At 53.4% G+C, this 23,751-nt stretch carries 26 protein-coding genes; 4 read left to right on the top strand and 22 right to left on the bottom strand.

Translation table 11 applies throughout. The annotated features are described in order from the left end of the window. Window positions 1-16: 16 nt before the first annotated feature. Both gmk and H7F08_RS00350 read right to left on the bottom strand, forming a co-directional pair. The gene (gene gmk / locus H7F08_RS00345) at window positions 17-655 is read right to left on the bottom strand and encodes a guanylate kinase (protein WP_193639648.1); all 639 of its coding nucleotides are present in this window, start codon (window positions 653-655) and stop codon (window positions 17-19) included. Window positions 656-661: 6 nt separating this feature from the next. After that, complete coding sequence (locus tag H7F08_RS00350) at window positions 662-1,525, bottom strand: YicC/YloC family endoribonuclease (protein WP_031570150.1); 864 nt, start codon at window positions 1,523-1,525, stop codon at window positions 662-664. Window positions 1,526-1,940: 415 nt separating this feature from the next. On the opposite strand from H7F08_RS00350, the gene H7F08_RS00355 reads away from it, so the two are divergent. Further along, a complete protein-coding gene (locus H7F08_RS00355) occupies window positions 1,941-2,315 on the top strand; it encodes a hypothetical protein (RefSeq protein ID WP_010637906.1) in 375 nt (124 codons plus the stop codon). Here the strand turns inward: H7F08_RS00355 and H7F08_RS00360 are convergent. Then, complete coding sequence (locus H7F08_RS00360) at window positions 2,292-2,837, bottom strand: TlpA disulfide reductase family protein (RefSeq protein WP_226986194.1); 546 nt, start codon at window positions 2,835-2,837, stop codon at window positions 2,292-2,294. The genes H7F08_RS00355 and H7F08_RS00360 overlap by 24 nt on opposite strands. A 76-nt stretch (window positions 2,838-2,913) precedes the next feature. Here H7F08_RS00360 and H7F08_RS00365 point away from each other — a divergent pair, with 76 nt between their 5' ends. Together H7F08_RS00365 and H7F08_RS00370 are read left to right on the top strand one after the other, a co-directional pair. After that, entirely contained in the window at window positions 2,914-3,528 is a 615-nt protein-coding gene (locus H7F08_RS00365; protein ID WP_024893627.1) for a BMC domain-containing protein, read from the top strand. A 5-nt stretch (window positions 3,529-3,533) separates the two neighbouring features. Beyond that, window positions 3,534-4,103, top strand: a complete 570-nt coding sequence (locus tag H7F08_RS00370) for an NUDIX hydrolase (RefSeq protein ID WP_024893628.1) — start codon at window positions 3,534-3,536, stop codon at window positions 4,101-4,103. A 139-nt stretch (window positions 4,104-4,242) separates the two neighbouring features. On the opposite strand, the gene H7F08_RS00375 is transcribed toward H7F08_RS00370, so the two are convergent. From H7F08_RS00375 to H7F08_RS00465, 19 genes are all read right to left on the bottom strand, one after another. Further along, the gene (locus H7F08_RS00375) at window positions 4,243-5,049 is read right to left on the bottom strand and encodes a CbbQ/NirQ/NorQ/GpvN family protein (protein ID WP_010637898.1); all 807 of its coding nucleotides are present in this window, start codon (window positions 5,047-5,049) and stop codon (window positions 4,243-4,245) included. 17 nt (window positions 5,050-5,066) lie between these two features. After that, complete coding sequence (locus tag H7F08_RS00380; RefSeq protein WP_010637896.1) at window positions 5,067-5,393, bottom strand: P-II family nitrogen regulator; 327 nt, start codon at window positions 5,391-5,393, stop codon at window positions 5,067-5,069. Continuing rightward, the gene (locus H7F08_RS00385; RefSeq protein ID WP_193639649.1) at window positions 5,390-8,542 is read right to left on the bottom strand and encodes a DUF2309 domain-containing protein; all 3,153 of its coding nucleotides are present in this window, start codon (window positions 8,540-8,542) and stop codon (window positions 5,390-5,392) included. The genes H7F08_RS00380 and H7F08_RS00385 overlap by 4 nt, the downstream gene beginning before the upstream one ends. After that, a complete protein-coding gene (locus H7F08_RS00390) occupies window positions 8,527-9,300 on the bottom strand; it encodes a hypothetical protein (protein WP_010637893.1) in 774 nt (257 codons plus the stop codon). The genes H7F08_RS00385 and H7F08_RS00390 overlap by 16 nt, the downstream gene beginning before the upstream one ends. A 1-nt stretch (window position 9,301) precedes the next feature. Then, on the bottom strand, window positions 9,302-10,990 hold the full coding sequence (locus H7F08_RS00395; RefSeq protein WP_010637891.1) for an NADH-quinone oxidoreductase subunit L: 1,689 nt from the start codon (window positions 10,988-10,990) through the stop codon (window positions 9,302-9,304). 33 nt (window positions 10,991-11,023) lie between these two features. Beyond that, the gene (locus H7F08_RS00400) at window positions 11,024-13,378 is read right to left on the bottom strand and encodes a nitric oxide reductase activation protein NorD (protein WP_075323008.1); all 2,355 of its coding nucleotides are present in this window, start codon (window positions 13,376-13,378) and stop codon (window positions 11,024-11,026) included. Between the two features lie 88 nt (window positions 13,379-13,466). Continuing rightward, window positions 13,467-13,703, bottom strand: coding sequence for a hypothetical protein (locus tag H7F08_RS00405; RefSeq protein WP_193639650.1), 237 nt, complete (start codon window positions 13,701-13,703; stop codon window positions 13,467-13,469). Next, window positions 13,700-14,326, bottom strand: coding sequence for a ParA family protein (locus tag H7F08_RS00410; protein ID WP_010637886.1), 627 nt, complete (start codon window positions 14,324-14,326; stop codon window positions 13,700-13,702). Before H7F08_RS00410 ends, H7F08_RS00405 begins: the two co-directional genes overlap by 4 nt. An 8-nt stretch (window positions 14,327-14,334) precedes the next feature. Then, window positions 14,335-14,622, bottom strand: a complete 288-nt coding sequence (locus H7F08_RS00415) for a hypothetical protein (RefSeq protein ID WP_010637884.1) — start codon at window positions 14,620-14,622, stop codon at window positions 14,335-14,337. A 9-nt stretch (window positions 14,623-14,631) separates the two neighbouring features. Further along, the gene (locus tag H7F08_RS00420) at window positions 14,632-15,072 is read right to left on the bottom strand and encodes a ferritin-like domain-containing protein (protein WP_010637883.1); all 441 of its coding nucleotides are present in this window, start codon (window positions 15,070-15,072) and stop codon (window positions 14,632-14,634) included. Between the two features lie 5 nt (window positions 15,073-15,077). Then, on the bottom strand, window positions 15,078-15,416 hold the full coding sequence (locus H7F08_RS00425) for a BMC domain-containing protein (protein WP_010637882.1): 339 nt from the start codon (window positions 15,414-15,416) through the stop codon (window positions 15,078-15,080). 92 nt (window positions 15,417-15,508) lie between these two features. Beyond that, a complete protein-coding gene (locus H7F08_RS00430) occupies window positions 15,509-15,805 on the bottom strand; it encodes a BMC domain-containing protein (protein ID WP_010637881.1) in 297 nt (98 codons plus the stop codon). A 54-nt stretch (window positions 15,806-15,859) separates the two neighbouring features. Beyond that, on the bottom strand, window positions 15,860-16,156 hold the full coding sequence (locus tag H7F08_RS00435) for a BMC domain-containing protein (RefSeq protein ID WP_010637879.1): 297 nt from the start codon (window positions 16,154-16,156) through the stop codon (window positions 15,860-15,862). Between the two features lie 44 nt (window positions 16,157-16,200). Continuing rightward, a complete protein-coding gene (locus H7F08_RS00440) occupies window positions 16,201-16,437 on the bottom strand; it encodes a carboxysome peptide B (RefSeq protein WP_010637875.1) in 237 nt (78 codons plus the stop codon). Window positions 16,438-16,448: 11 nt separating this feature from the next. Next, complete coding sequence (locus H7F08_RS00445) at window positions 16,449-16,700, bottom strand: carboxysome peptide A (protein ID WP_010637873.1); 252 nt, start codon at window positions 16,698-16,700, stop codon at window positions 16,449-16,451. After that, window positions 16,697-18,256, bottom strand: a complete 1,560-nt coding sequence (locus H7F08_RS00450) for a carboxysome shell carbonic anhydrase (RefSeq protein WP_226831335.1) — start codon at window positions 18,254-18,256, stop codon at window positions 16,697-16,699. Before H7F08_RS00450 ends, H7F08_RS00445 begins: the two co-directional genes overlap by 4 nt. Before the next feature lie 56 nt (window positions 18,257-18,312). Beyond that, on the bottom strand, window positions 18,313-20,841 hold the full coding sequence (locus H7F08_RS00455; RefSeq protein ID WP_193639651.1) for a CsoS2 family carboxysome shell protein: 2,529 nt from the start codon (window positions 20,839-20,841) through the stop codon (window positions 18,313-18,315). A gap of 61 nt (window positions 20,842-20,902) precedes the next feature. Beyond that, entirely contained in the window at window positions 20,903-21,235 is a 333-nt protein-coding gene (locus tag H7F08_RS00460; protein ID WP_010637868.1) for a ribulose bisphosphate carboxylase small subunit, read from the bottom strand. 40 nt (window positions 21,236-21,275) lie between these two features. Next, complete coding sequence (locus tag H7F08_RS00465; RefSeq protein WP_010637867.1) at window positions 21,276-22,694, bottom strand: form I ribulose bisphosphate carboxylase large subunit; 1,419 nt, start codon at window positions 22,692-22,694, stop codon at window positions 21,276-21,278. Window positions 22,695-22,819: 125 nt separating this feature from the next. On the opposite strand from H7F08_RS00465, the gene H7F08_RS00470 reads away from it, so the two are divergent. Next, window positions 22,820-23,716, top strand: coding sequence for a LysR family transcriptional regulator (locus H7F08_RS00470; protein WP_024893638.1), 897 nt, complete (start codon window positions 22,820-22,822; stop codon window positions 23,714-23,716). The last annotated feature ends 35 nt before the right edge of the window (window positions 23,717-23,751 follow it).

The raw sequence follows: 23,751 nt of genomic DNA on the forward strand, positions 1-23,751 counted from the left end.
TTACCTTATTCAATAGTTAATAAATCATACCCAAAAGATCTTTCAGACGCTGATGCTGGGCATGCTGTTGGCTGCCCAAACGCAGATGTTCCGCATGGACAATGCTGCGCAAATCGGCCAATGCTGTTTCAAACTGGTCATTCACGACCAGATAATCAAATTCGTCATAATGCAGCAACTCTTCACGGGCTGCCGCCACGCGCCGCGCAATGACTTCATCGGAATCCTGGGCGCGCCCCCGCAAACGGGTTTCCAGGGTATCCAGTGAAGGCGGCAGAATAAAAATACTGACCGCCTGTCCGGGTAAACGTTCACGGACCTGACGCGCGCCCTGCCAGTCTATCTCCAGCAACACATCCATACCGGCAAACAGCTGACTTTTGACCCAGGGCTCACCGGTGCCATAACCATTACCATGCACCCGGGCATATTCCAGAAACTCGCCCCGCTCCGCCATTTCGCTGAATTGCGCCATTTCCACGAAATGGTAGTCTGTTCCATCCACCTCTCCGCGCCGCGCCGGCCTTGTGGTGTAGGAAACCGAAGTGCGTAACTGCGGAACAGCCTCTACCAGCGCTCGCGACAAGCTGGTTTTCCCCGCCCCGCTCGGTGCCGAAATAATCCATAGGATACCGCGTTCTGCGCTGCTCGTCATGATTTTCTACTCCACATTCTGCACCTGCTCGCGCATCTGTTCGATCAACACCTTCAGTTCCACAGAAGCAAAAGTCACCTGACTGTCTGCAGCCTTGGAGGCCAGGGTGTTGGCTTCCCGGTTCAACTCCTGCATTAAAAAATCCAGACGCCGTCCAACCGCTTCCCGGCGGGTCAGTATCCGTCTTAATTCCTGCAGATGCGTATCCAGCCGATCCAGCTCTTCTGCCGTATCCTGACGCTGAAGATAAAACAGAATCTCCTGCTCCCAACGCTGCGGATCCACCTGAATGGCCAGGTCAGCAAGGCGGGCCTGCAAGCGATTACGCACCGCCTCTTCCAGTTCCGGAAGATGCGCCCGCAAAGCGCGGGTCTGTTCGCCAATAGCGTCCACCCGACTCAATAGCATCTGCGCCAGAGCTGCCCCCTCACGCTCCCGGGTGGCCTGCAATTCTGCAATGGTACTGTCCAGCAATGACAACACTTCTTCTTCCAGAACAGCGCTGTCCGTGCCGGTGCTTTGCACCAGCCCAGGCCAACGCAAGGCGTCCAGCGGATTCAAAGCCATCTCGCGCAGATTCCAGCACTGCAGCAATTCACTGTAAATGGTCTGTAATTCTTCCGCCAGATCACGATTGAGGCGCAATCCCCCACCCTCAACAGCCTGAAAGCGCAGCCAGACATCAACTCTTCCGCGCTGCAGGGATTTTTGCAAGCGTGCCCGGATCGCCGTTTCATACACGGAAAAACCTTCCGGCAACCGTAAACTGATATCCAGGTAACGGTGGTTAACCGTACGCAACTCCCAGACCAGCGTGCCCCAGTCTCCATGCCTTTCACTGCGGGCAAACCCCGTCATACTACGAATCATGTGTACCACTCCGTTGCCAGATGCCACTGTAACCCCAAAGACGGCAGCGGGCCTGCAGGCTTTGCAGCGACTTTGGCCCGCGCCGTTGTTGTTCTTGGTCAAATCCTGCGCCCGTCAGGAGAGCTGTTTGAGCCCAAAGGGCGAGTTCTCTCCTGACAGCAGGATGAGCCTTAGAACAACAGACAAGGGACGTTGGAGCAAAAAGCCTGCAGGCCCGCTGCCATCTTCAGGATAATACGCGCTTAACCTAGCACAAGGACAGAAAAGCAGCGAGAAGCGTAATTTTAGCATATAAGCATATGAATATAATTATTGACAGCACTCCCAAGCTGAACTATACCCAAAGGGTCGTAACCCAAAAGCACCCCATCCAATAAGGGTGCATTCATGAAATTGCACAACGGGAGAGTGTTCTATGGTTGCCACACAGGAAATGTTATTTGAATGGGACGAATGGAAAGAGCGGGCGCTGGCCCGGGGCATTGCTGAGGATCTGGCAGAATTAGGTAAAAATCTGATGCGCGACGCCTACATGCAACGCTGGCCGGAAGCTGTGCTGAGTGATTGCGGCTGGGACGATGATGGTTTTGGGATGCTGGCCCTGGCCTGCGCCAAACCTGCTGAAACACGTCGGGATTGGGAGCGCTTGTATGCCCAATATCACCGCAGGCCGGCTTGCCCGCTGGATCAGCCATTAGCAGCGGAGGCGAAAGCCCTGGCACCCCTCTATCCGGCAACGCGCCCACAGGGAAATAGCCATACATCGCTAATGATGGGACATCCAAAGTAATCGCCAGACGACAACGGGTAGGGAAATAGCCCCTACATAACGGCCCACAATCTGCCCCTTGGGGTTGATCAGCAAGGAGGTGGGCGTCAGCGTGACTCCGCCCAGAATCTGGGCGGCAGCTCCGTTTTTATCCGCATAAAGGGGATAATCCATAGCAAAACGGGAGCGCGCCGCCGCGATGGCCTGCGGCGTATTTCCGGCAACAGCTACACCCAGCACCGTAAATCCAGCACCCCCAAACCATTGCTGGAGCCAGTTGAGGGCGGGAATTTCGGCAATACAGGGAGGGCAATCCGCAGACCAGAAATTGATCAGGGTCACCTGATTTGCTCCGGGATGATACTGTACCCACTGCCCATCCGGCTTTTGCAGGGTCAGAACCGGTAATGTGGCAGGGGTAGCAACATCACTTGCGCCGCGCCATTGTGTCCATACATATACTCCGGCCACGACCAACACCATCAGCACAATATCCAGAGCCCAGCGCCGCAGGCGATGCTTTCCCAATACTATCAACCTCATCTGATCAACATGAAATGGACTGGAGCGTAGCGGTAAATCCCGCTATAATCGTTCGACTATATTCGAACCATGGCTCATGATTCAACTTCGCACTTACGTCTACATAGACTCCCTACAACCGCAACTCGCTGCATATATGGCCTCGGTCTCCCAGGGCTTTCTTCCTGTGCCCGGCGATGCGGCCTTGTGGATTGAAGTTTCCCCTGCCATGGCGATTCACCGTCTCACGGACATTGCCCTGAAAGCTACTCGCGTGCATCTTTCCCAGCAGGTCATTGAACGCGAGTTTGGAGCGATGGTCGTTCATCATCGTGACCAGAGTGATGTACGGGAGGCTGGTCGAGTGGTTTTGCAGCGCATGGGTGCCAGTCAGCAGGATCGTACCGCCTGCAAAATCACCTGGAAAGAAATCATCCGTGGAATGATGCCGGATCACACCGTACTCATAAACCGCCAGGGGCGGCGCGGCTCCATGATTCTTCCGGAGCAAAGCATGTTCATTCTGGAAACTGATCCGGCCGGTTACGTCATATATGCCGCCAATCAGGCGGAAAAAGCTGCCAATATCACGCTGGTCGATGTGCGTGCCGTGGGTGCCTACGGACGCCTGACCATTGCCGGAAAGGAAGCGGACGTGGATGAAGCCGCAGCCGCCGCCATCCACGCTGTGGAAAACCCTTCCTGGACTTGATGCAGATGAATCGGCAAACCCTGCAAACCCAGCTCTGCCAGTATCGTAGTCACTATATGGAAGAGCTGGCTTATGCCCGTCGGGGTTGCGTTCTTTTGCAAAGCGATCCGGATTGCTTTTTCCGGGAAGGCAGCGGCCTGCACATTACCGCTTCCACCTGGATTCTCAACCCTGCCCGTACCGCCACGCTGTTTATGCTCCACCGGAAACTGGAGCAATGGTTTCAGCCGGGAGGACATGCGGATGGTGATGAAAATGTCCTCGCCGTGGCGCTCAAGGAGTGCAGCGAAGAAACCGGGGTTGCAGAGACAGATATCCGCTTGCTGCAATCAAGCATCTTTGATGTGGATATTCACCGGACTCGCCGGCATGGCAGCGAGCCAGCCCATCAGCATCTGGATATTCGATTTCTGGTAGAAATAGATGATCGTATCCCCCTGGATGGAAACAGTGAGTCCCATGCCTTGCGTTGGATACCCCTGCATGAGGTACACGCCTACAATAAGGGACTTTCCATCCATCGAATGCTGATCAAAAGTACGGAGTGGTTGCGTCAGGACAGAAACCAGGGCTAGATTCGGCCGGGTTCAAAGCTAAAAAGCCGTGGCGAATGGGAGAAGCCCAATTCACCACAGCTTTTTATGAAGCTTTCAGTCCTCAAAATGGTCGCGGGCCTGGAGGCTTTGCAGCAACTCTGGCCCGCGCCGTTTCAGGTTAGAAAAAAGTACCGACGGCCGCATCCAGGGCGTCACGCATATCCGGATCATCCGTAATCGGGCGCACCAGGGCCATGCTGCAGGCCGCAATGGGTGCCACACCTTTCTGTATCAACGCACCGGCATAAATGAGCATACGTGTGGACAAGCCTTCATCCAGACCGTGCCCCTTGAGGTTGCGCGAACGTTCGGCAATGGAAACCAGCTTTTCCGCCATATCTTCCGAAACACCCGACTCATGAGCCACAATTTCCACTTCAATCGTCCGTTCCGGATAGGAAAAATCCAAAGCCCCAAAACGCTGCTTGGTGGATTGTTTCAAATCTTTCATGGATGACTGATAACCGGGATTAAAGGAAATCACCAGCTGAAAATCAGGATGGGCCTGAATCAGCTCACCCTTCTTATCCAGGGGAAGTGTGCGCCGATGATCCGTAAGAGGATGAATCACCACCGTCGTATCCTGACGAGCCTCGACAATTTCATCCAGGTAACAGATGGCCCCTATACGCGCAGCGGTGGTCAGAGGACCGTCCTGCCATTTGGTACCATCCTTGTCCAGCAGAAACCGCCCTACCAGGTCTGAAGCCGTCATGTCCTCGTTGCAAGCCACAGTAATCAGAGGCCGCTTCAGACGCCACGCCATATATTCAACAAAACGGGACTTTCCGCAGCCGGTCGGGCCCTTGACCATCATCGGCAGACGGGCTGCGTAAGCAGCTTCATACAAGGAAATTTCATCGTGGACTTCCTTGTAATACGGCTCTTTCTCAATCAGGTACTGTTCTTTTGAATCACTGTTCACCGTATCACCTCTTGATATTAATTCTTGAATTTCACCAGCCGACTGACCTGGATATCCGTAACAAACACAACCCCGGTATGTTTCTCAAAAAATGGTGCGAAGCCTTCCAGAATAGGAGACACCAACTCTTCGGGAACAGCCACTATAATCATGATCAGCACGTCATCTTCATTGAACATAACGTGTCCTTCATAAATGCCGTGACTGCCTTTTCCAGACAAATTACCGACAATGGTATAACCTTTCACCCCGGCCCTGTCGAGAAGATCCGTGGCAAAATCCTTGTGCGCGCCCTCCATGATGATTTCCAGCTTTTTCAAAGGGCTCAAATTCAGTGTGTTCATGCGATTTCCTCCAGGAGGGTCTGTCTGTCAGGGGTTTCAGTTCGTTCTTGCAAGTGAAAGGCACCATCTTCGAGGACATAGGCGCGATAATCATCTTCCGGATCCATGATGATGACCCGGACCCAACCCCCACCCAGCAGCGCCTTGATTTTAACCAGGTTACCCACGGATCTCTGGGCAAAAGCGACCGGCGCTTCGACCAGCACAATCAAGCGCACCGGCTCATGGTAAGGCTTGCCATCCTTGAGAACGGTCTGGGTAGGCAGCCCTGTACGCAAATCACTCTGGTTGCCGGTCATCACTGCAAAGCGCCCCGCCACGTTGTGATATACCTTACTGCCACTACCATAGTGCTCCGTATCCACAACGGAAAAATAATGTTCCAGATTAATCCATTCACCCACCACCATGGGACTGGAAAGAATGGTTTCCAGAAGACGGCCCTTGGGATCCAGGCGGTAATCGTAGGAATGGAGAAAAGCCCGGCTTTCCAGATCCAGACCCTCGGTCAATTCCCGTCGGCCAACAATAGCATAGGCATTGCGGGTCAAGCCCCACTCCGGACGGACCTGCGACCAGTCGTGGGTTTGGCGCTGAGCCATGGCCGCCGCTGCGTAGGGGTCCTGGGCCAACCTGGCATTTCCTCCGAGCAGTGGCATGCGTTCGGCAGCAGAACGACGGGTAGCTGCTGACAAGCCATTCTGCAAACGCTCCAGATAGAGCAGATGTCTTGCTGGCAACAAGTCCACATCATGCAGTTCCACCACGTCTGAAGTGGTGTTATGCACGGCCGGCATAAACCAGGTATCGTCAGGGATGATGATTCCCTTGTCGCGCAAACGCCGACGTACCTCGGGTTTGTTGGCCATAGCCGCAAATACCCGGGCATTGGGTAGCCCCTTGCCACCTCCACAGGCCCCACAATCCAGAGCCGATTCATAGGGATTGTTTTCGGTTTCGCTTTGATGTCCAACCAACAGCACAAAGCGCGAAAAATTACGATTCATACCAATCAGCAGCAGAGCCTGAGAAATGTAGCGGACCTGCTCATCCAGACTGAAACCAATGCGGCCCAGTCGCTCCATCTGCAAACTGGTTTCATGCCGTTCGACCCGATATATGTCACGCAATTTCTGAATGAATTCAGACTCCTGCTGAGCAGACAAATTGCGGCGTTGGGCCAGTGCACTGGGTCCAGAGATATGTTCCAAAGCAATTTCGCGCAACTCTTTGACATCGTCGTCCGTCACCTGATCGCGCGGAACATTCCATTCTTTGATCAACGCCCGGACAATCATCGCCCGCTGCACAGCCCGCAAAATGGAATCCGCCTGATCCGGACTGAGCTTGTCCAGGAGCAGTCGCGTTACCGGCTTTTCAGCATGCAGCTTGTGATGGAGATGATGATAAGTCAGCGGCGCGACGGTCTTGCCAATCAGGCCCAGACTGAAAATGAGACCCACGGCTTCTACTGCCACAAATGGGGACAACACCGAACTTTTTAGCTCATGAAGCACATGCTCAAGAGCACCATAAAGCGGTTCTTCTTCCAGTTCCAGTTCGGCGGGGATTTCCAGCACCAGATTTTTGGGGGTCTGAATCGCCGGACAAAGGTGCACTTCAGTGCCGCGGCCATACTCCAGGAAGCTGATCGGCACCCCAAAAAACCCACCAATTCCAAAAGTCTGATAATCACCAATCGCTTCCAGGTGCCGGCGCATGGGTTCCGAACGCACATCAATACAAAGCAATGCCTGGGCAAAAGGCCGTTTCTCCTCGGCTGCTGCAGGCGCCTGCGGAATATGGATCCGGTTGACCAGATCCTTGATGTAGTGAGACTCCATGGAACGCAACCAGGTAAAGCCTTCCTGCTTTTCCCAGGCCCGCATAATCTCCAAAAACCTGTCGAGCTGATCAGGCGTCATCGCCAACAGCTCCGCTTCCGCTGCTGCGCCCATGGCTTTAGCCAGTCGCTGCAGATTTTTAACCTGACGTTCCGCTTCCCAACGCGACTTGGCAGTAATGTACTGCTGCGCCATCTTGTCAAAACCAGAGCGTTTGCGCCGTGCCAATACATCTTCTACCTGTTGTGCCCAGGCGGGTAAAATGGACCCCGTGTACAACTCCAGACGCAAATAGGCAGAAAAAGGATCCGCATGGACAAAATCCTGAATTTCTTCGGCATTGGCCGGACAAGCATGGTGCCTGACCGCCTCCTGAAGCAACGCCATACCCAGAACCATGCGTACGGCCAGAAAATCCGTCAGATCCGCCGGATACTGCTCTGCCCAGTAATAGTGTTTGGCTGTACTCCGGTAGCGGATGAAACCCGCCCAACCATGCAAACGCGTCAATTGCCGGGTAATATATTTTTGCCAGGATGCTTCGGGAACTTTCAGATCCCGGAGAATATGCGCCACTACGCCTTCAGGCGTCGCTTCTGAGTCCAGAAGATTGCGCAAATGCAATCCACGCAGGAAAAAGCGCACATTATGCTGAGCCACTTCTTTCCATGCAGCAAAAAATCCCTGCTTGCGTCCCGGCGACTGCCAGGCTGACTGACCTTCATCAAAAAAGTCCAGGCAGCTTTTTACCAGCAGATCATCCAGGGTACTGCCAATGTCTGTCCCGAACAGACGATCGACATTGGCATAAACTGGCCCGTCCAGGGCTATTTTATGGCTGAGGATGTCTTGCAGGCGGTATTTTTGGGTTTCGTCGTCTTGATCTGGCGCTTGTCCATGGAGAACTGCATGCAGAATTCGTCCATCGAGCCAATCCGTCCTCGGGACCATCTGCTCGTTCTGGCAACGCGTCAGCAAGGACCAGAGCCAATGCTCCATGGAAATTCCGGGCAGAGTCTCGGCGTGTTTTTCGAGAAAAACATGGAGATATTTGCGCAGTGCATTTTCATCGACTTTCCCGGCCTGCCAATATTCCTGATATTCACTGCGGGAAAGATATCCGCGTCCGTGAAATAATCGGCCCGCCTCTTCCACCGCCTCTTCAAAAGGAAGGTGTTCCAGCCCGAACAGCGGGTTATGGTGAATGAAGGTGCGCATTGGCCAAAACCGTGGAATGGGCTCGCTGGCCACATAAATCATCGTCCGTACTTTCAGACGATCACCTAAAGTCAGTTGATGATCCATATGCCCCCCCAGAAGATTCCGACCAAAGCAAATACCCCCAAAGTCAGCCCACCCAACCAGGTGCCAGCCACACTCAAGTCATGCACCGCATCGCCATGGTATATACCGAAAAGTAAATCCTGCAAAAGCCGCCCTACGGTCCACCCCCAAAGGAGCAGGACCAGCAATAACAAAGGCATCCAGATGATTGGCAAACTTTCCATAGCCTGTAATAAGGCGAAAAAATTGGGAAAGATGGGTGTGGCGGTAGCGGCAAGTGCGGTCAGAGAGATCAGCACGGAAAGACGGGGCAAAACCCGGGCAAAACCGCCGCTCAGACCCAGATAGGAAGCTCCGGTTTTTTTCGTCAAAACGCCCGCCCATATCAGCATCAGGGCAGCAGGGATAGACCAGGCAAGCACAAAAAGTTGCATATCCCAGTGTTGCGGCAGCAATCCGACCAGGAGCCAGGTCAGGGACAAGCCGGAAGTGGCCATAAAACGCGCCCAAATCTGCACATCACGGGTTCCTGCAGCGCGATAGGCGTAAAAAATCGCCGTAAATAATGCCAACGCCCGCAAGGCTGTGGGCATTTCCTGGCCGAGCACATACCAGGCCCCTGATTTCAGAAGCAACAGCAGACCCAGTTGTGGCAGGACAATAACCGTCAGAGCGCGCGCCCAGGCACCCGGTGCACTGACCAGTAAACGGTTAAAAATCCAGCTGAACGGGAACCAGGGAAGCAAAGCACCTGCGATAATCCAGATGATGATATCCATCTCAGCACCACCGTAACATAACGTTGAGACGCCGCGCCCCACTCAACAAAATCTGAGTCATGCGGGCATACAGGTCATTGACATACAGCTCTCTGGACAACAAGGCATACAGGGCCAGATAAACACCACGCCAGCGGCCCTGGTCTGCGCGATCCCACCAACCGCTGGAATCCGCAAAAAAAGTCAAAGCCCAGGCACCGACAAAGAGCAGCGCAAGGATGATCACCAACACGTCAAAGTAAACGCTGTTGATACTGGCGGCACCATATATCTGATATTCCTCGTCGTGCGGATATAAAAAGTGTCCGAAGTAATGGCTGATCAGGGTATAACCAATGACCACCAGAACAAATGATCCGAGAATACCACCCATCAAACGCCAGGGGTTGGTATGGGTCATTTTATGGGTAGCAAACAAGGCCTGGGCTCCGGTCACCCAGCCGAAAAAGAGCAGGATAATGACCCCTTGTTCGTGCAGAAGTCGCGATGAAACAAATAAGTGGGACACACTGAGCACGACTACTGGTACGATAATGGTCAAGGCTGCCGCCGCCAGCCAGGGCAGCCGTGAAGGCTTGGCCGGACGCCGCTCGACAATCGAGGTGTACACCGGGTCCGCAGGAACGCCATCATGTTCCCGGGCCTCGCCAATGATATTTCCTGCTCCCAAAAACAGGGATGCCTTGAAAAATCCGTGGGCGATCAGATGGAAAATGGCCAGAGCAAAAGCCCCGACCCCGCATTCCATGACCATAAAACCCATCTGCCCCATGGTCGAATAGCCCAGTGAGCGTTTCACATCATTTTGAATCAACATCATGGCTGATCCCACTACAGCGGTAATCAGGCCTACGATAAAAACAAAATGCAAAACAATACTGGCGTGTTCGAATACCGGAAAAAACCGGTTAAACAAAAATCCGCCCGCGTTGACTATGCCTGCATGCATAAGTGCAGACACCGGGGTCGGACCATCCATGGTGTAGGGTAACCAGCCATGAAGCAAAAACTGGGCAGAGCGCGCAAAAGCGGCAAAAGCCAGGAGAAAACCTACCAGCTCCGGAACCGATAAACCCCAGAAAGCGTCCAGATGCGGATACATTTGCAGCCGGGAAAAAATCACCGGAAGGGAAATAGAGTGGTAACTTCTGATCAGTACAAAAGCGGCCAACCAGAGTGGCACATCTCCGGCCCGGTAAGTAATTTGCGTCCAGAACGCATAACGTCCTGCTGCAGGACGGTTGGTATCGTGGCCCAACAAAAAATAAAGTACCACCCCCACCAGAAACCAGGCGACCAGCAAGGTAATCAGATCAGCCGCAGAAACCATGAATAAAATAGTCGCTGTCATCAAGTCAAGAAGCGCAAAAAAGCGGGTGTAATTAGCCTCTTCGACCATGTAGCGGACAGAATACATATGGACCAGCAGGCTGATTCCACTCACAAAACTCCACATGATGAGGGTTAGAGGATCAAGCCATACACTCCCCCAGAGGGTGCCGATAACCTCCACGCGCGAAAAGCCGCCCAGGGCATAACTGGTCAGCTCAATGAGCGCCAATATAAAAGTCAGCAAGGTAATGATTACGCTGATTCGCGCCGCCACCTTGCGGGCAGAATGCGCAAAGACAAAAATAATGACTGCCGATAAAATTGGCAGGAATGGAATTGCAATTGCCCAATTACCCATTCGACACTCCCTGTATTATGTTCCAATTTAAAATCATTTGGTCATGGATATATAAAGCTGCGGTAATTTTTCTGGAAGCTTGTCCACATGATCCAGCACCAGATAATTACGTTGCCCGAAAATTCTGGAAACATATTCATCGGCATAAGGGTCCAGAGACAGGCAAAATGTCCGGATACCCTTGCGGTTCAGTTCTTCTACGGCTTTTTTGGTATCAAAACGCAAATATTGTGGATCGCGCACATCATTATCTGCGGGTTCACCATCGGTGAGGAGCAGAATCAATTTTTTCTGGCTGGCACGCTGATCCAGCAGATGTCCGGCATGGCGCAGTGCCGCACCCATGCGGGTCGAAAGCTGTCCGGTCATTCCTGCCAGACGACCTTTCACTTTGTCATCATACGGCGCATCAAAGTCCTTGAACTTGTAAAACTCTACGTCGTGGCGCCCATTGGAATCAAAACCACAGAGCATATAGGGGTCGCCAATGCGCTCCAGGGCCTCAGCCAGCAAAGCCGTGGCTTCCCTGGCCAAATGCAGCACACTGACATCTCCTTCCGAACGCGTACGCAGCAGGTCATTGGTCGATTCGGAAAGATCAACCAGCAACATGACGGAAAGATCCCGAATATTCAGACGGGTGCGAATACCTATACGCGGATCCGGCTGTTGCCCCATGCGGATATCCGTCATCGCCAGAATGGCCGCATTAATATCAATTTCATCCCCATCTTCGACTTTGCGCGTCCGCACCACGCCCTGGGGCTGCACCGCTTCAATCAGCTTTCGCAGCCTTTGCACCAAAGGCTTTTGTTGTTCGAGCATGGTATTAATTTCTGAGGGATCTCCCATTTTGGGATGTTTTTCATACACGGTCACCCACAAGGGACGTTCCAGCTGGGTCTGATAATCCCACTCGGAATAATTTACCGGTTGCGACACCGGCGTCTTGCCCTCTTTTTCGTTAAACGTCAGGCCATCGTCGTCATAGAACTCTGTGGCGAGCACCCAGACTTCCTGGGCATCATCTCCCGCTGTTTCCACATCGACGGCGTTGATCATTTCCATGATGCTGACATATTTGCGTACCTGAGCCTGACCGCCGGAGAGAGGATCGCCACTCCAGTCTGTGGCAGGCGCCGTCCAGAGATAGCGATTATCATCGCGATAGGGGCTTTCAGACTGATCTTTCTGCACAGAGTAATTCCAGGAAGATTTTTCACATTCTTCCGCCAGTTTTTCAGCAGCCGCCATCAGCACATCATAAACGTCTTCTTCGGCTGCCAACACCCGGATAAACGCTTCTCGGGCGTTGGCCACAAAGGGATGTGGATCAGCATAGTCAGCATCGAGCAGTGCGAGGCTGATACGATCCATGATGGCTACGGTTTCAGGTTCTGCTGCCTGTTCCACACAGGCCGGCAAACGGCCTAAATGTTGCCATAGAGGGAAAAGACCCGGGAATTTCTGGATGGCAAGATGCTCAACCCGGGCATCTTCCAGAATACCAATCCACAAACGTTGCAAGGGCTTTGCCAGCTCAAAACGGGGATCGTATCTGGAAAAAACCACATGCGCTGCGGCGTGTGCCGCTGCAGCACGATACAGCTCCAGGGCGGCTGTTTTTTCCCCTTGGGCGTTTTCCACATCGTCGTAGGCGTCGGGAACATGAATGAAGTAATTTTCTATGTAGGGCTGGTAACCTTCTCTGGTTTCATAATCTCCGGAAGTGGGACGCAGAAAAAAATCACGACCCCACAAAGCGCGCAGATACATGATCAAACGGCGTTGTACGTCAATGAAAAGAACACCGCGACGTTCCTGCTGAAGCACGGCCAGGGATTGTGGCGTATTCAGACCGAAAAATTCTACCTGTGCGGCAAAATCACTGCGATAGGCGGAAATACCCCAACTAGCCCAACGCCGCAAACCACCCAGGGTCATTTTTTCGAGGAGCACTTCAATTTTGCCCAACATCGGACGAACACCACGCGGTGCCTGGGCGAGTAACTGATCAAGTAGCAGCAGATAGCCGCGAAACAATTCCAGTTCACCCAAACGACGGGCAACAATCGGAGCACTGGTGAAAAATAAGGCCAGCACTTCGGCGCTGGTTTTGGAAAACATGCGAATGGCCATGGAAAGCATTTCGAAAACAGCCTGCTCGCCAATTTCACGGGCAACCTGTGGGGCACCTTCTATAAAAGCAAGAACCAGATCAGTCCCACGTCCCAGCGCCTTAAGGCTGCTGGCACCCTGCAGATAGGATTCGAGACCACGTCGACCAAAAACCCGGGCGGCTTCATACCAATTGGCCTCCAGGACTTCGGCGGCGTGTGGCCCCAGATCTTCCAATATTTCCGGATAATCCGCCAACTGAATGGACATACCTAGCTCACCCCATTTTTATCGCAAAGCACCCTCTACCCATGTACTACACACAGGCCGGTCAAAATTCATCAGGAAGAATACGGTGCTAGTCTGGCCAAATACGCTGGGGATTGATTTCGCGCCCACCACCTGCATTCAGATCGCTCACGGCGGGCGTTGCTTTAGGCGTGCTTTTCTGAACAGGTTTACTGCTCGTCGCCAGTTTATTGCCCATAGTTGTTTTTTCAGTGCCTGCCGCAGGTGTGCTGGCTGTAGCTGCAGCCGGAGTACGCCGTCTGGGACTCTGGATACTCGCGTTGAGTTTGTTCTCCAAATTGCTCATTTCAAGATCTCCTCAATAATTCCTTCGAATTCCTGTACGGCAGCCGTGGCTCGCTTACCCATCTGATACACACTTTTCCCTTCAATGGCTGCATTCCGGTATATGGCCCGGCGGGCGACCTGCACAGGTAACACTTTCAGGCCCATTGCCTGAACTGCAGATTCTGCAGCACGAGACAAAGCACTGTGGCTTTCCACCTGATTCAGCACAAATGCTGCATTTCGAGCCGCTTTTCCCGCATGCAGGGCCGAAATCACTTCTACACTGCGTTGGCTCGCCCATAAATCCAGTGGCGAGGGCAGCACTGGTAATAATATCCAGTCCGCCATCGCCAGTACCTCCCGGGTTTCAGCACTCTCCAGAGAAGGCGGACAATCAATCACCCAGTAGGCAAAATCAGCGGATTGCCCCGCGCTTTGTTCTGACCAGCTTTGTACAGACAAAGCATGACCATCAGCTTCAGCAGCCCAATCCGCCCAATAGCCCAGGCTTCCCTGAGGGTCGGCATCCAGCAGTAAGGTGGCACCGCGTTTGGACAAGCCCATCGCCAGGTTCCAGGCCAGAGTGGTTTTACCACAACCACCTTTGGCATTAAAAAGGGCAATCCGCTTGGCGGTGGTCATGATCAATGTTACTCCCGTGCCTGCACTGCGCAGTGCTCAGCCGCTGCAGCAAATTCTGCCCGCTCAGGCTCCACGGCATCTTCTTCAAATTGAATTGCGACGACCACGTAGGTTTTCGCAAAATTCAGGTTTGGATAATAGCCGAGTTTCTCAGAAAGTCCCGTCAGCAAATCCAGAAAATGACGAGTTCGTGCATAGTCGGAAAACTCAAATCGTTTGCTCCACCCCAAAGGACGACGCTGAATTTCCCATCCCTCGGGAGCCTGCATATCCTGGAGATCCTGGTTCACAAACATCCTCCAAACTTAGTGAAAACGCTCCAACATTTCGGCAAGCGACCGCATATGGCCTTCTTCATCGGCGCGCAGATGGGCAAACACCTCGGCAGAAGGAATATCCCGCATACGCTCGGAAAAATTCTGGGCTTCGCTATACAATTGCACTGCCGAAAACTCCAGGTCCTGATCGTGCGTCAACATTTCGCGCAAATCCCTACCCGGGCGCGGTGGCCGTAATTGCGCACCCGTCGGGGCTATTCCCATCAGCAAAAGCTGCTGACTGAGAATACCGGCATGATCCAGTTCTTCCCGCGATTCATTACGAAAATATTCAGCCCAATCTGCCATGCCCCAGAGCGTACAAAGACTTGACTGGGTACGGTACTGCTGCACCGCCGTGTACTCATGAGTCAGCGCACGCGTGAAAAAACCAATGATGCGGGGATGATGAATACGCACCCCATTCATGGGTTTCAGCTCAGATTGCCGGTAACATCACCATCCCGGCCACTACCATCAGCGCTGGGAGACTGAGGTAAAATATGTTCCACCTCGGTGTGTACCCGGGCAATAATGTGGGCGGCTACCAGACCATCACCGACCCGTTCGCAGGCATCAGCACCAGCACGGACAGCCGCATTTACCGCACCCGTTTCGCCACGCACCAACACAGTGACATAACCGCCACCCACAAACTGACGGCCAACCAAACGGACTTCTGCCGCTTTGGTCATCGCATCCGCTGCTTCAATAGCTGGCACCAGACCGCGTGTTTCAATCATACCCAGAGCAATACCCGTAAGTGCTGCCATCTGTGTCTCCTTTATATTGATTACCTCTGCCAGGAAGGGCGTAGGAACTACGCCCGCTCACTCGCGTTCATTCAAGCGACAATCAAACCGGTTCAGGCTGATGGTGCTTTCGGCAGAATGTGTTCCACCTCAGAATGGACACGGGCAATAATGTGGGCGGCTACCAGACCATCACCGACCCGTTCGCAAGCATCAGCACCCGCACGAACTGCAGCATTCACCGCACCTGTTTCGCCACGCACCAACACGGTGACATAACCACCACCGACAAACTGGCGACCAATCAAACGCACTTCAGCAGCCTTGGTCATCGCATCAGCTGCTTCAATAGCTGGCACCAAACCACGGGTTTCAATCATACCCAACGCAATACCTGTCACTTCTGCCATTTCATCAACTCCTCAATAGACAATCTAAAAATCAGAACCGCTGGCTGCCGCTGATTAAGCAGTGGCAGCCTTCGGCAGGATGTGCTCGACCTCAGAGTGCACACGCGCAATGATGTGTGCAGCCACCAGGCCGTCACCCACCCGTTCGCAGGCATCAGCACCAGCACGAACTGCAGCATTCACTGCACCTGTTTCGCCACGCACCAACACGGTGACATAACCACCACCGACAAACTGGCGACCAATCAAACGCACTTCAGCGGCCTTGGTCATCGCATCAGCCGCTTCAATAGCCGGCACCAAACCACGGGTTTCAATCATACCCAACGCAACACCTGATACATCTGCCATTTGCACCCCTCCTTACGAGAACAAAACCCAATATCGAGAACGTTTCAAGGTTCCCAAAAGTCAATGATTCCACCAATGGTCAAATCAGTATGAATCTCAAAATCGCCCGCCGCATAACGCGCCGCCGAACCTGCTACCGTAAACACCCATTTACCCGGCGGAACCCCTACGGGATCCATCGCTACATTCAGTTTCCCTGTTGCATCAGACAACACCCGTAGCGAACTTTGCTTCAGTCCAGGAACCCGACGGGTGACCACCAGCTCCGAAACCACCTGCATAATCTCCACGACTACAGAGGGTCCCAATTATCAATGATGCCAATAATCGTCAGATCTGATGGATAATCCTTACTGCCAGCAGCTTCGCGCGCTGCCGAAGATCCCACACAAATCACCCAATCACCGGGAATACAACCCACAGCATCCACCGCCAGTGAGCGCGGTCCACCTTCCTTTTCCTGAACCACCAGTAGAGGACGATGACCCATTTCTGCAATACGGTTGGTCGATACCAGAGTTTTTTCCACACGCATGATCTTCATGTGAGTGGCACCTCCTCCAATGGACTGCCCAGTTTCTGATTCTGGACGCTGCCATGTAAATAAAGCATACCTTCGGACAGTAAATCACTGTACCGTGCTTGAATAGCTGCTGCCACGCGCTGTAATTTGATAATGATGCGTTCTCTGTGGCCAGGGACATTGGCGTCATATCTGTAATTAATCGCCATGGGTATGGGTAAACCCTGTTCGACATTCAGATGTCGAAAAATCTTGACCCCCACATCCAGATCCGCAGCTCCCTCTTCCACAGTATCCAGGTGCGCGTAATAAGACAGATTACGCACCTGCAACTCCTGAAAACCGTCACCAATACTCATAAAGCGTTCGCCATGGCCTCTGTCGGGATACCAGCCCCCGAAGTTTTCAATGACATATTCTATCTGGCTCAGATTATTGATAAGCAGGTTGGCAATCAGGCGCCGCATCCCGTCATGGGGTTTGCCGTCACCCTGCCCCCATCCGCCGACATCACTGACATTGGCGATGGCTTCATAAATTGCAAGGCGTGCCTGATCGGCATTCATACCCAGAGTCTTTTTATAGAGTTCGGCATTGTCCACAGAGCGGAATAGACTCAAATCTCCATGACTGTCCGGCACATGAATGCGAATCGCATCAGTATCCGTATCGAGGCCAATCAGCAAAATATCGGTACTGGCACCACAACAAAAAGCATTTTCAATACCATGGCGAAACTGTTGCAAGCGTTCCAGAGCAGCTTCCATAGCTAATTTTTCATTGCTCTGATGCGCTGCACAACCCTGATGCATAGGATCCAGTGAACTGCGGTGATATACGGCCACCTTTAGATATCGGGTACCACTATCAGAAGTACTGGGATACCCCTCACGGAAGCGACGCAATTCCGCAGCCTGCCAGTCAAGAATATCGTCTTCTACATCAAACAAAGTTCCAGCAAAAGTAGAGTATCGTAATAAATCCGAAGCAGGCAGTCTTAAAATATAGGTAAACAGGCCTTTCAAACGACCATCAGCACAGGCTGAAACATTAATTGCGTGAAACCCGCAGTCGACTAGCAAGGCATCCAGACTTTGAGCATCGGCTACTTCCTGATGGATGCGCTGCGAGAATTGCTCAACGCCTGCCGCCAATGCTGAAAAGATGCTGGAACTATACAAGGTCGGTACATCCACACCATGAATCCACGACCTCTCCAAAACACCTTCAGGAAAGGGATGACCTAAATGCTGTTCTGCCAGACGGTTAGCCTGCTCGGTAAAGTCACGCGATGCGCCCAAAGCAGCCACTTCTTTCAGAACCGGCACAATTTCATCAAAGCGCCGCTTGATACTTGATTCGAAACGGGCAAGACGATCATTTTCCGTTTTATTCACCAAAGCATGGTGGCATTGGTGGGCGGGCAGGCTGGCGCAGGCCGGATGCACAGCTGGCTTACCGTCAGCCTGCTGGGGAACCTGAACGTGCACAGCCTGAGAGAACTGCCTGGCCATAGGCATGGGCATGGAATCTGACGTACCTATACCACGCATGCGTCTGATTTTACGTGTATCCAAGCTTCAGCCCTCAACCTGCAAAGCTGAATCATCCCGGAACAGATGCCGAAAACCCATCATCCTCGCGCGCCTCCGGAATAAGTAACCAATGACCCCCGGGAAGAACTCCCGCTGCTGCCGGTCAACTTGGATTCACTCAACGCTGCCGACAAAGCCTGCCCTTTATTTACGCCCGCAGACATGACACAAATTTTCGCATCACCGCGTTGCGTAGGATTACGCTTTTGGGCCCAGTGTCCTTCTGTGCCGGTGACGCGCTTACTCCGACTCCAGTCGTCACCAGTAATCTGCCAGGCACCACGTTCGGGCACAGCCGTTTTCGAAGAGGCTACTTCCGGGCCGGCAGGCATGCCTGGCTGCACGGAAAGCGGAGTACCTTGCGGCATTTCCCGAGTCCGGAACTCCGGCGTACCGGTCACCAGCCCTCTTGCCAGATTGACCGGGCCAGTGACACGATCATTCTGATCCGCACTATTGCCGGTAATGCGACCGGGCATCTGCCGGGACGGAGGAACAATACTGAAGTCCTGCGGCGCACTCACTACGGCCTGGGGAGATTGCGGTGCAACCGGCGCGTCCAAAAAACGGGTGCTGGCCGGTACCATTTGTGCCATTGCCTGTTTTTTGAGCGCACAGTTACTGCAGCATGCCGGTTCCTCTTGAGGCGCACTTGAAGCTATGGCTGACTGCATCACGGCCTCCTGAGGAGTTGATTCGGTCAGGTTGCTGAGGGCATCGCCCGCGTAAGGCGTTCCAGAAACGGCTGAAAACGCCCCAGCCTCAATACCTGTTACATTTTCTGAAGGTGTTAGCAACGGTCCACTGACCAACTGTCCAGTAGCGGTCCGAGTTACACCCACTTTGGGAGCTTCAGCATGCGGAGTGCTCGCGCATGCAGCATAATGCTCTGCCCCATAATATTCCGTACCGGTGACGGGCAAGCACTCTCCACGCTCGTCACCAGACATTTTTGGGTGTGAACTCACTCCTGTCCCTGACAGGGCGGTACCCGACAGACTGGACATCATCCCCACCTTATCGACACCACCGCCACACAAGTTCGCCACAGCGTAGCCTGTACCGGTTACCCGTTGACAACTACCAGGCTCATTACCGGTGACCTTTTCAGAACGATCTACCAGATTGCCGGTAATCCGCAGCCCTTTATCGGTATTACTGATTCCGACCTTGGCAGGTGCCGGCTCCGGTGCCGCCGTACGGCATAAAGACTGAAAGGTTTCCTGACTCAGATACTCCGTTCCGGTAACTGGCCGACATTCGCCGGAGTCCAGTCCCGTAATTTTGCTGGAACTGTCTACCGCTGTTCCGGAAATCTGTTCACCTGCCAGGGTGTGCGTTTGCGAAACCTTGGGTGGTGCGCCGTTAATGGTCATCCGGGCCACTCCAGCATCAGAATACTGGGAACCCGTAATCCGCTGCTGAACGCCCGTCTCGGAACCAGTCACAGCGACGGCTCTTGCCTCATCTGAGCCACTGATCGGCAGGCGTTGTTTCGCCGAAATACCCATCGCCACTTTCTGAGGTCGGGCTGGCAGATCTGACTGGCAAAATGCACCAAAGTTTTCCATGCTCAGGTATTCAGTACCGGTGACTGCCGTACACGTACCGGCTTCATCGCCTGTCACATCAGCAGACCGGCCCAGTTGCGTACCAGATACAGACTGCCGCGCACTGGTACTGGACTGCCCTACCTTGGCAGGATTTGGCGCCGGACGACTGTTGCAAAAACTGGTGAACTGATCAGTGCCAACATATTCTGTACCGGTAATTCCCCGACAGGATCCGGCCTCATTACCGGTAACCGCAGCCTGACGAGTCACTTGCGTTCCGGTCACTTCCGAACCTGCCAAAGTGGTATCCACTTCAACTTTCTGTGGGGCCCGATACTTTCTGGAACGTAACTGACCGGCAGCCCGGGCAGGTTGCGTGCGACCCCGACCATGTTCGGCCTGTTCCTGACGATGCAAACGGGCGAATTCGCGGCCATTACCATTTTGCAGATAACGCAAGCGCGCGGCGGCAGAACTCAGACCACGCATCACCGTAAGCGCCACCTTGCCCTTTTGGGAGAGCGTCTGCCGCCGTGCCTTGCAGAGCTGGCGCACTGAATTTTCGCGCCAGGCAAAATCGGACGGGCTTGATTCAACCATTTCACATACGGAATCCAGAAATGATTCTTCCACACCGGGAATCAGCGGTTGCTCAACCTTTTCAGCAACCATTACTGCCTGGCTGCTTTCTGCCGGGGCAACCCGACGACGGCTGCGCGAACGCCGCTGCTCCGGATCAGACCAGCACTGCGCACCCGTACATCTTTGGGCGCGATGCGCTAATGCAGCTTCCCTTCCGGAGTTTTTCTGGGACATGTTATCAATGTGTACGGATGGCGACATAACCACTGCTGCTGTGGGTTCTGTCTTCATCGAATTCGGTACAGACTTTGGCTCAGCAGCTGCTGGCACTGACCGTGTTCTTTCGGTTTGCTTGCGCACGGCCTGCTGGCGCCGCATCTTCTGCGCCAAAGCCCGACCACGCAAGTGACCGGAAGCGGATAATTCAGACATATTGCCTCCCTTGATGTAGCCGCCGTAAAAAACACGGCGGCTTCGTCACTGCTGCCCCTGTTCAGGAGCCCCGGTAAACCACAAACGCCAGACCTTGACTCTGGGTGTAGTTGTCGTAACCGATCAACTTCACCAGATGACCCGGGTATTCGCGGTGGCAGGCTTCCAACTCGGCCAGAATGGCGTCAACACTTCTTTCGCCAAACATCGGAAGCTTCCACATGTACCAGTAATGCGTGAACGAGCGACTGGGCTCGACATGCTCTACTGCAGGGTTCCAACCCTGAGCGACAATGTACTGAATCTGAGCCCGAATCTGTTCAGCAGACATGGGTGGCAGGTATGAAAACGTCTCATACCGGCGGACTTGCTTATAATCTTGCACATCGGCCATGATGACCTCCTTCCTGAATAAGCTGATGAATTACCAGAAATTAGCGGTTCTGTACGTCGAGCTTGTCGACCGTATCGAACTCAAACTTGATTTCTTTCCAGGTTTCCAGAGCGATCTTGAGTTCTGGCGAATGGCGAGCTGCATTCATCAACACTTCCTTGCCTTCCTTCTCGATCTCGACGCCACGGTTACGGGCTTCGACGCATGCTTCCAGAGCCACGCGGTTAGCCGCCGCACCTGCCGCATTACCCCAGGGGTGACCCAGAGTACCGCCACCAAACTGCAGCACGGAGTCATCACCGAAAATGCTCACCAGTGCCGGCATGTGCCACACGTGAATACCACCGGAAGCCACGGCAAAGGCGCCGGGCATGGAACCCCAATCCTGATCAAAGAAAATACCGCGACTGCGATCTTCAGGAATGTAGGATTCGCGAAGCAGGTCAATCCAACCCAGGGTAGAAGCGCGATCGCCTTCCAGCTTGCCGACCACGGTACCGGTATGGAGATGATCACCACCGGACAGACGCAGGGCCTTGGTCAACACCCGGAAGTGAATACCATGGTTGGGATTTCGGTCGATCACCGCATGCATGGCACGGTGAATATGGAGCAGAACGCCATTTTTGCGGCACCAGCGGGCCAGACCAGTATTGGCACAGAAACCGCCCGTGAGGAAATCATGCATAATGATGGGCATACCCAGTTCTTTGGCAAACTCGGCGCGCTCGTACATTTCTTCCGGAGAAGGCGCGGTCACGTTCAGATAGTGACCCTTGCGCTCACCCGTCTGGGCTTCGGCATTGTGGATGGCATCAGCCACGAAGAGGAAGCGGTCACGCCAGCGCATGAAAGGCTGGGAATTGACGTTTTCGTCATCCTTGGTGAAATCCAGACCACCACGCAGGGCTTCATATACGGCACGACCGTAGTTCTTGGCAGAAAGACCCAGCTTGGGCTTGATGGTACAACCCAGCATCGGCCGGCCATACTTGTCAAGCAAGTCACGCTCTACCTGAATACCATGGGACGGACCGTTACAGGTCATGACGTAATGCAGCGGGAAGCGCACGTCTTCCAGACGCAGGGCACGAACCGCTTTAAATCCGAATACGTTACCCACCAGCGAGGTGAATACGTTAACCACCGAACCTTCTTCGAACAGGTCGATCGGATATGCGATGAACGCATAAAAAGCCGCGTCGTCACCGGGGACGTCTTCAATGCGGTACGCACGACCCTTGTAGTAGTCCATGTCGGTAAGCAGGTCAGTCCAGACCGTAGTCCAGGTGCCGGTAGATGATTCTGCGGCTACCGCCGCCGCTGCTTCTTCCCGATCCACACCAGGCTGCGGGATAATCTTGAAACACGCCAAAAGATCCGACTCGAGCGGCACGTAGTCCGGAGCCCAATATGTGTGGCGGTACTCCTTGACGCCGGCTTCATATTTACCAGCCATAAGATTCCTCCTAAAGTATCAGTCTAACTTGACCTGCAAAGCTGTAACCCTTGACGAATGTACAAAGTGCCTTCCATAAGGTAAAGTAAAAAGAAATTAATATTACCTTTTGGAAAAATAAAACCTTGATAATCCGCCATCCGACCCTGCACCAATTACGTATTTTTACGGTGCTTGCGCGACACCTTAACATGACCCGCGCTGCAACGGAATTACACCAGACGCCTTCAGCACTGTCCATACAGATCAAGCAACTTTCCGAGACCGCTGGCGAGCCCCTGTATGAACAAATGGGCAAAAAACTTTACCTCACGGCTGCCGGAGAAGCCGTTGCCAGGGCCGGAAACGACATTCTGCGTCGTCTGGATGCACTGAATCAGGAGCTCAACGCCCAGCGCAACCTCGAATCAGGGACGCTTAACCTGTCCATCATTTCGACGGCAGAGTACTTCGCGCCGCGCCTCATTGGTACCTTCTGCAAGGAACACGCAGGTATTGAAGTCCATCTTGAAATTGCCAATCGCGATAGCATCCTTGAACGACTCAAGCAAAATCTCGACGACATTTACATCATGGGCCAGGTTCCTGATGATATTGACGGTGTTGCCCGCCCCTTTATGGATAATCCGCTGGTTGTACTCGCCCCCGGCGATCACCCGTTAGCTGAACAATCCCGCATTGCTCCAGAGCGATTAAAAGATGAAGCCTTTATTCTTCGGGAAGAAGGTTCCGGAACCCGGCTGACAGCCCAGAATTTTTTCCAGGAACAGGGAGTCCAGCTCAAAGTCAGAATGACCATGAGCAGTAATGAAGCGGTCAAACAGCTGGTCGCCGGGGGACTGGGGCTGAGTGTCCTGTCCCGCAACACCATTGCTGCCGAAGCCAATGCCGGAAATATTGCCATTCTGGATGTCGTGGGTTTCCCCATTCTCAGACAATGGCACGCCGTGTATCGCAAGAACAAACGCTTAACCGCCGTAGCGCAAAAGTTCATGGACTTTTTGCTTGAAGGTAATTATTGATCTTGGCTGTTTCAAACGGCCGTGCCATTATTCTG

This window comes from Acidithiobacillus sp. HP-11 (assembly GCF_015100075.1).
Taxonomy (GTDB): Bacteria; Pseudomonadota; Gammaproteobacteria; order Acidithiobacillales; family Acidithiobacillaceae; genus Acidithiobacillus; species Acidithiobacillus thiooxidans.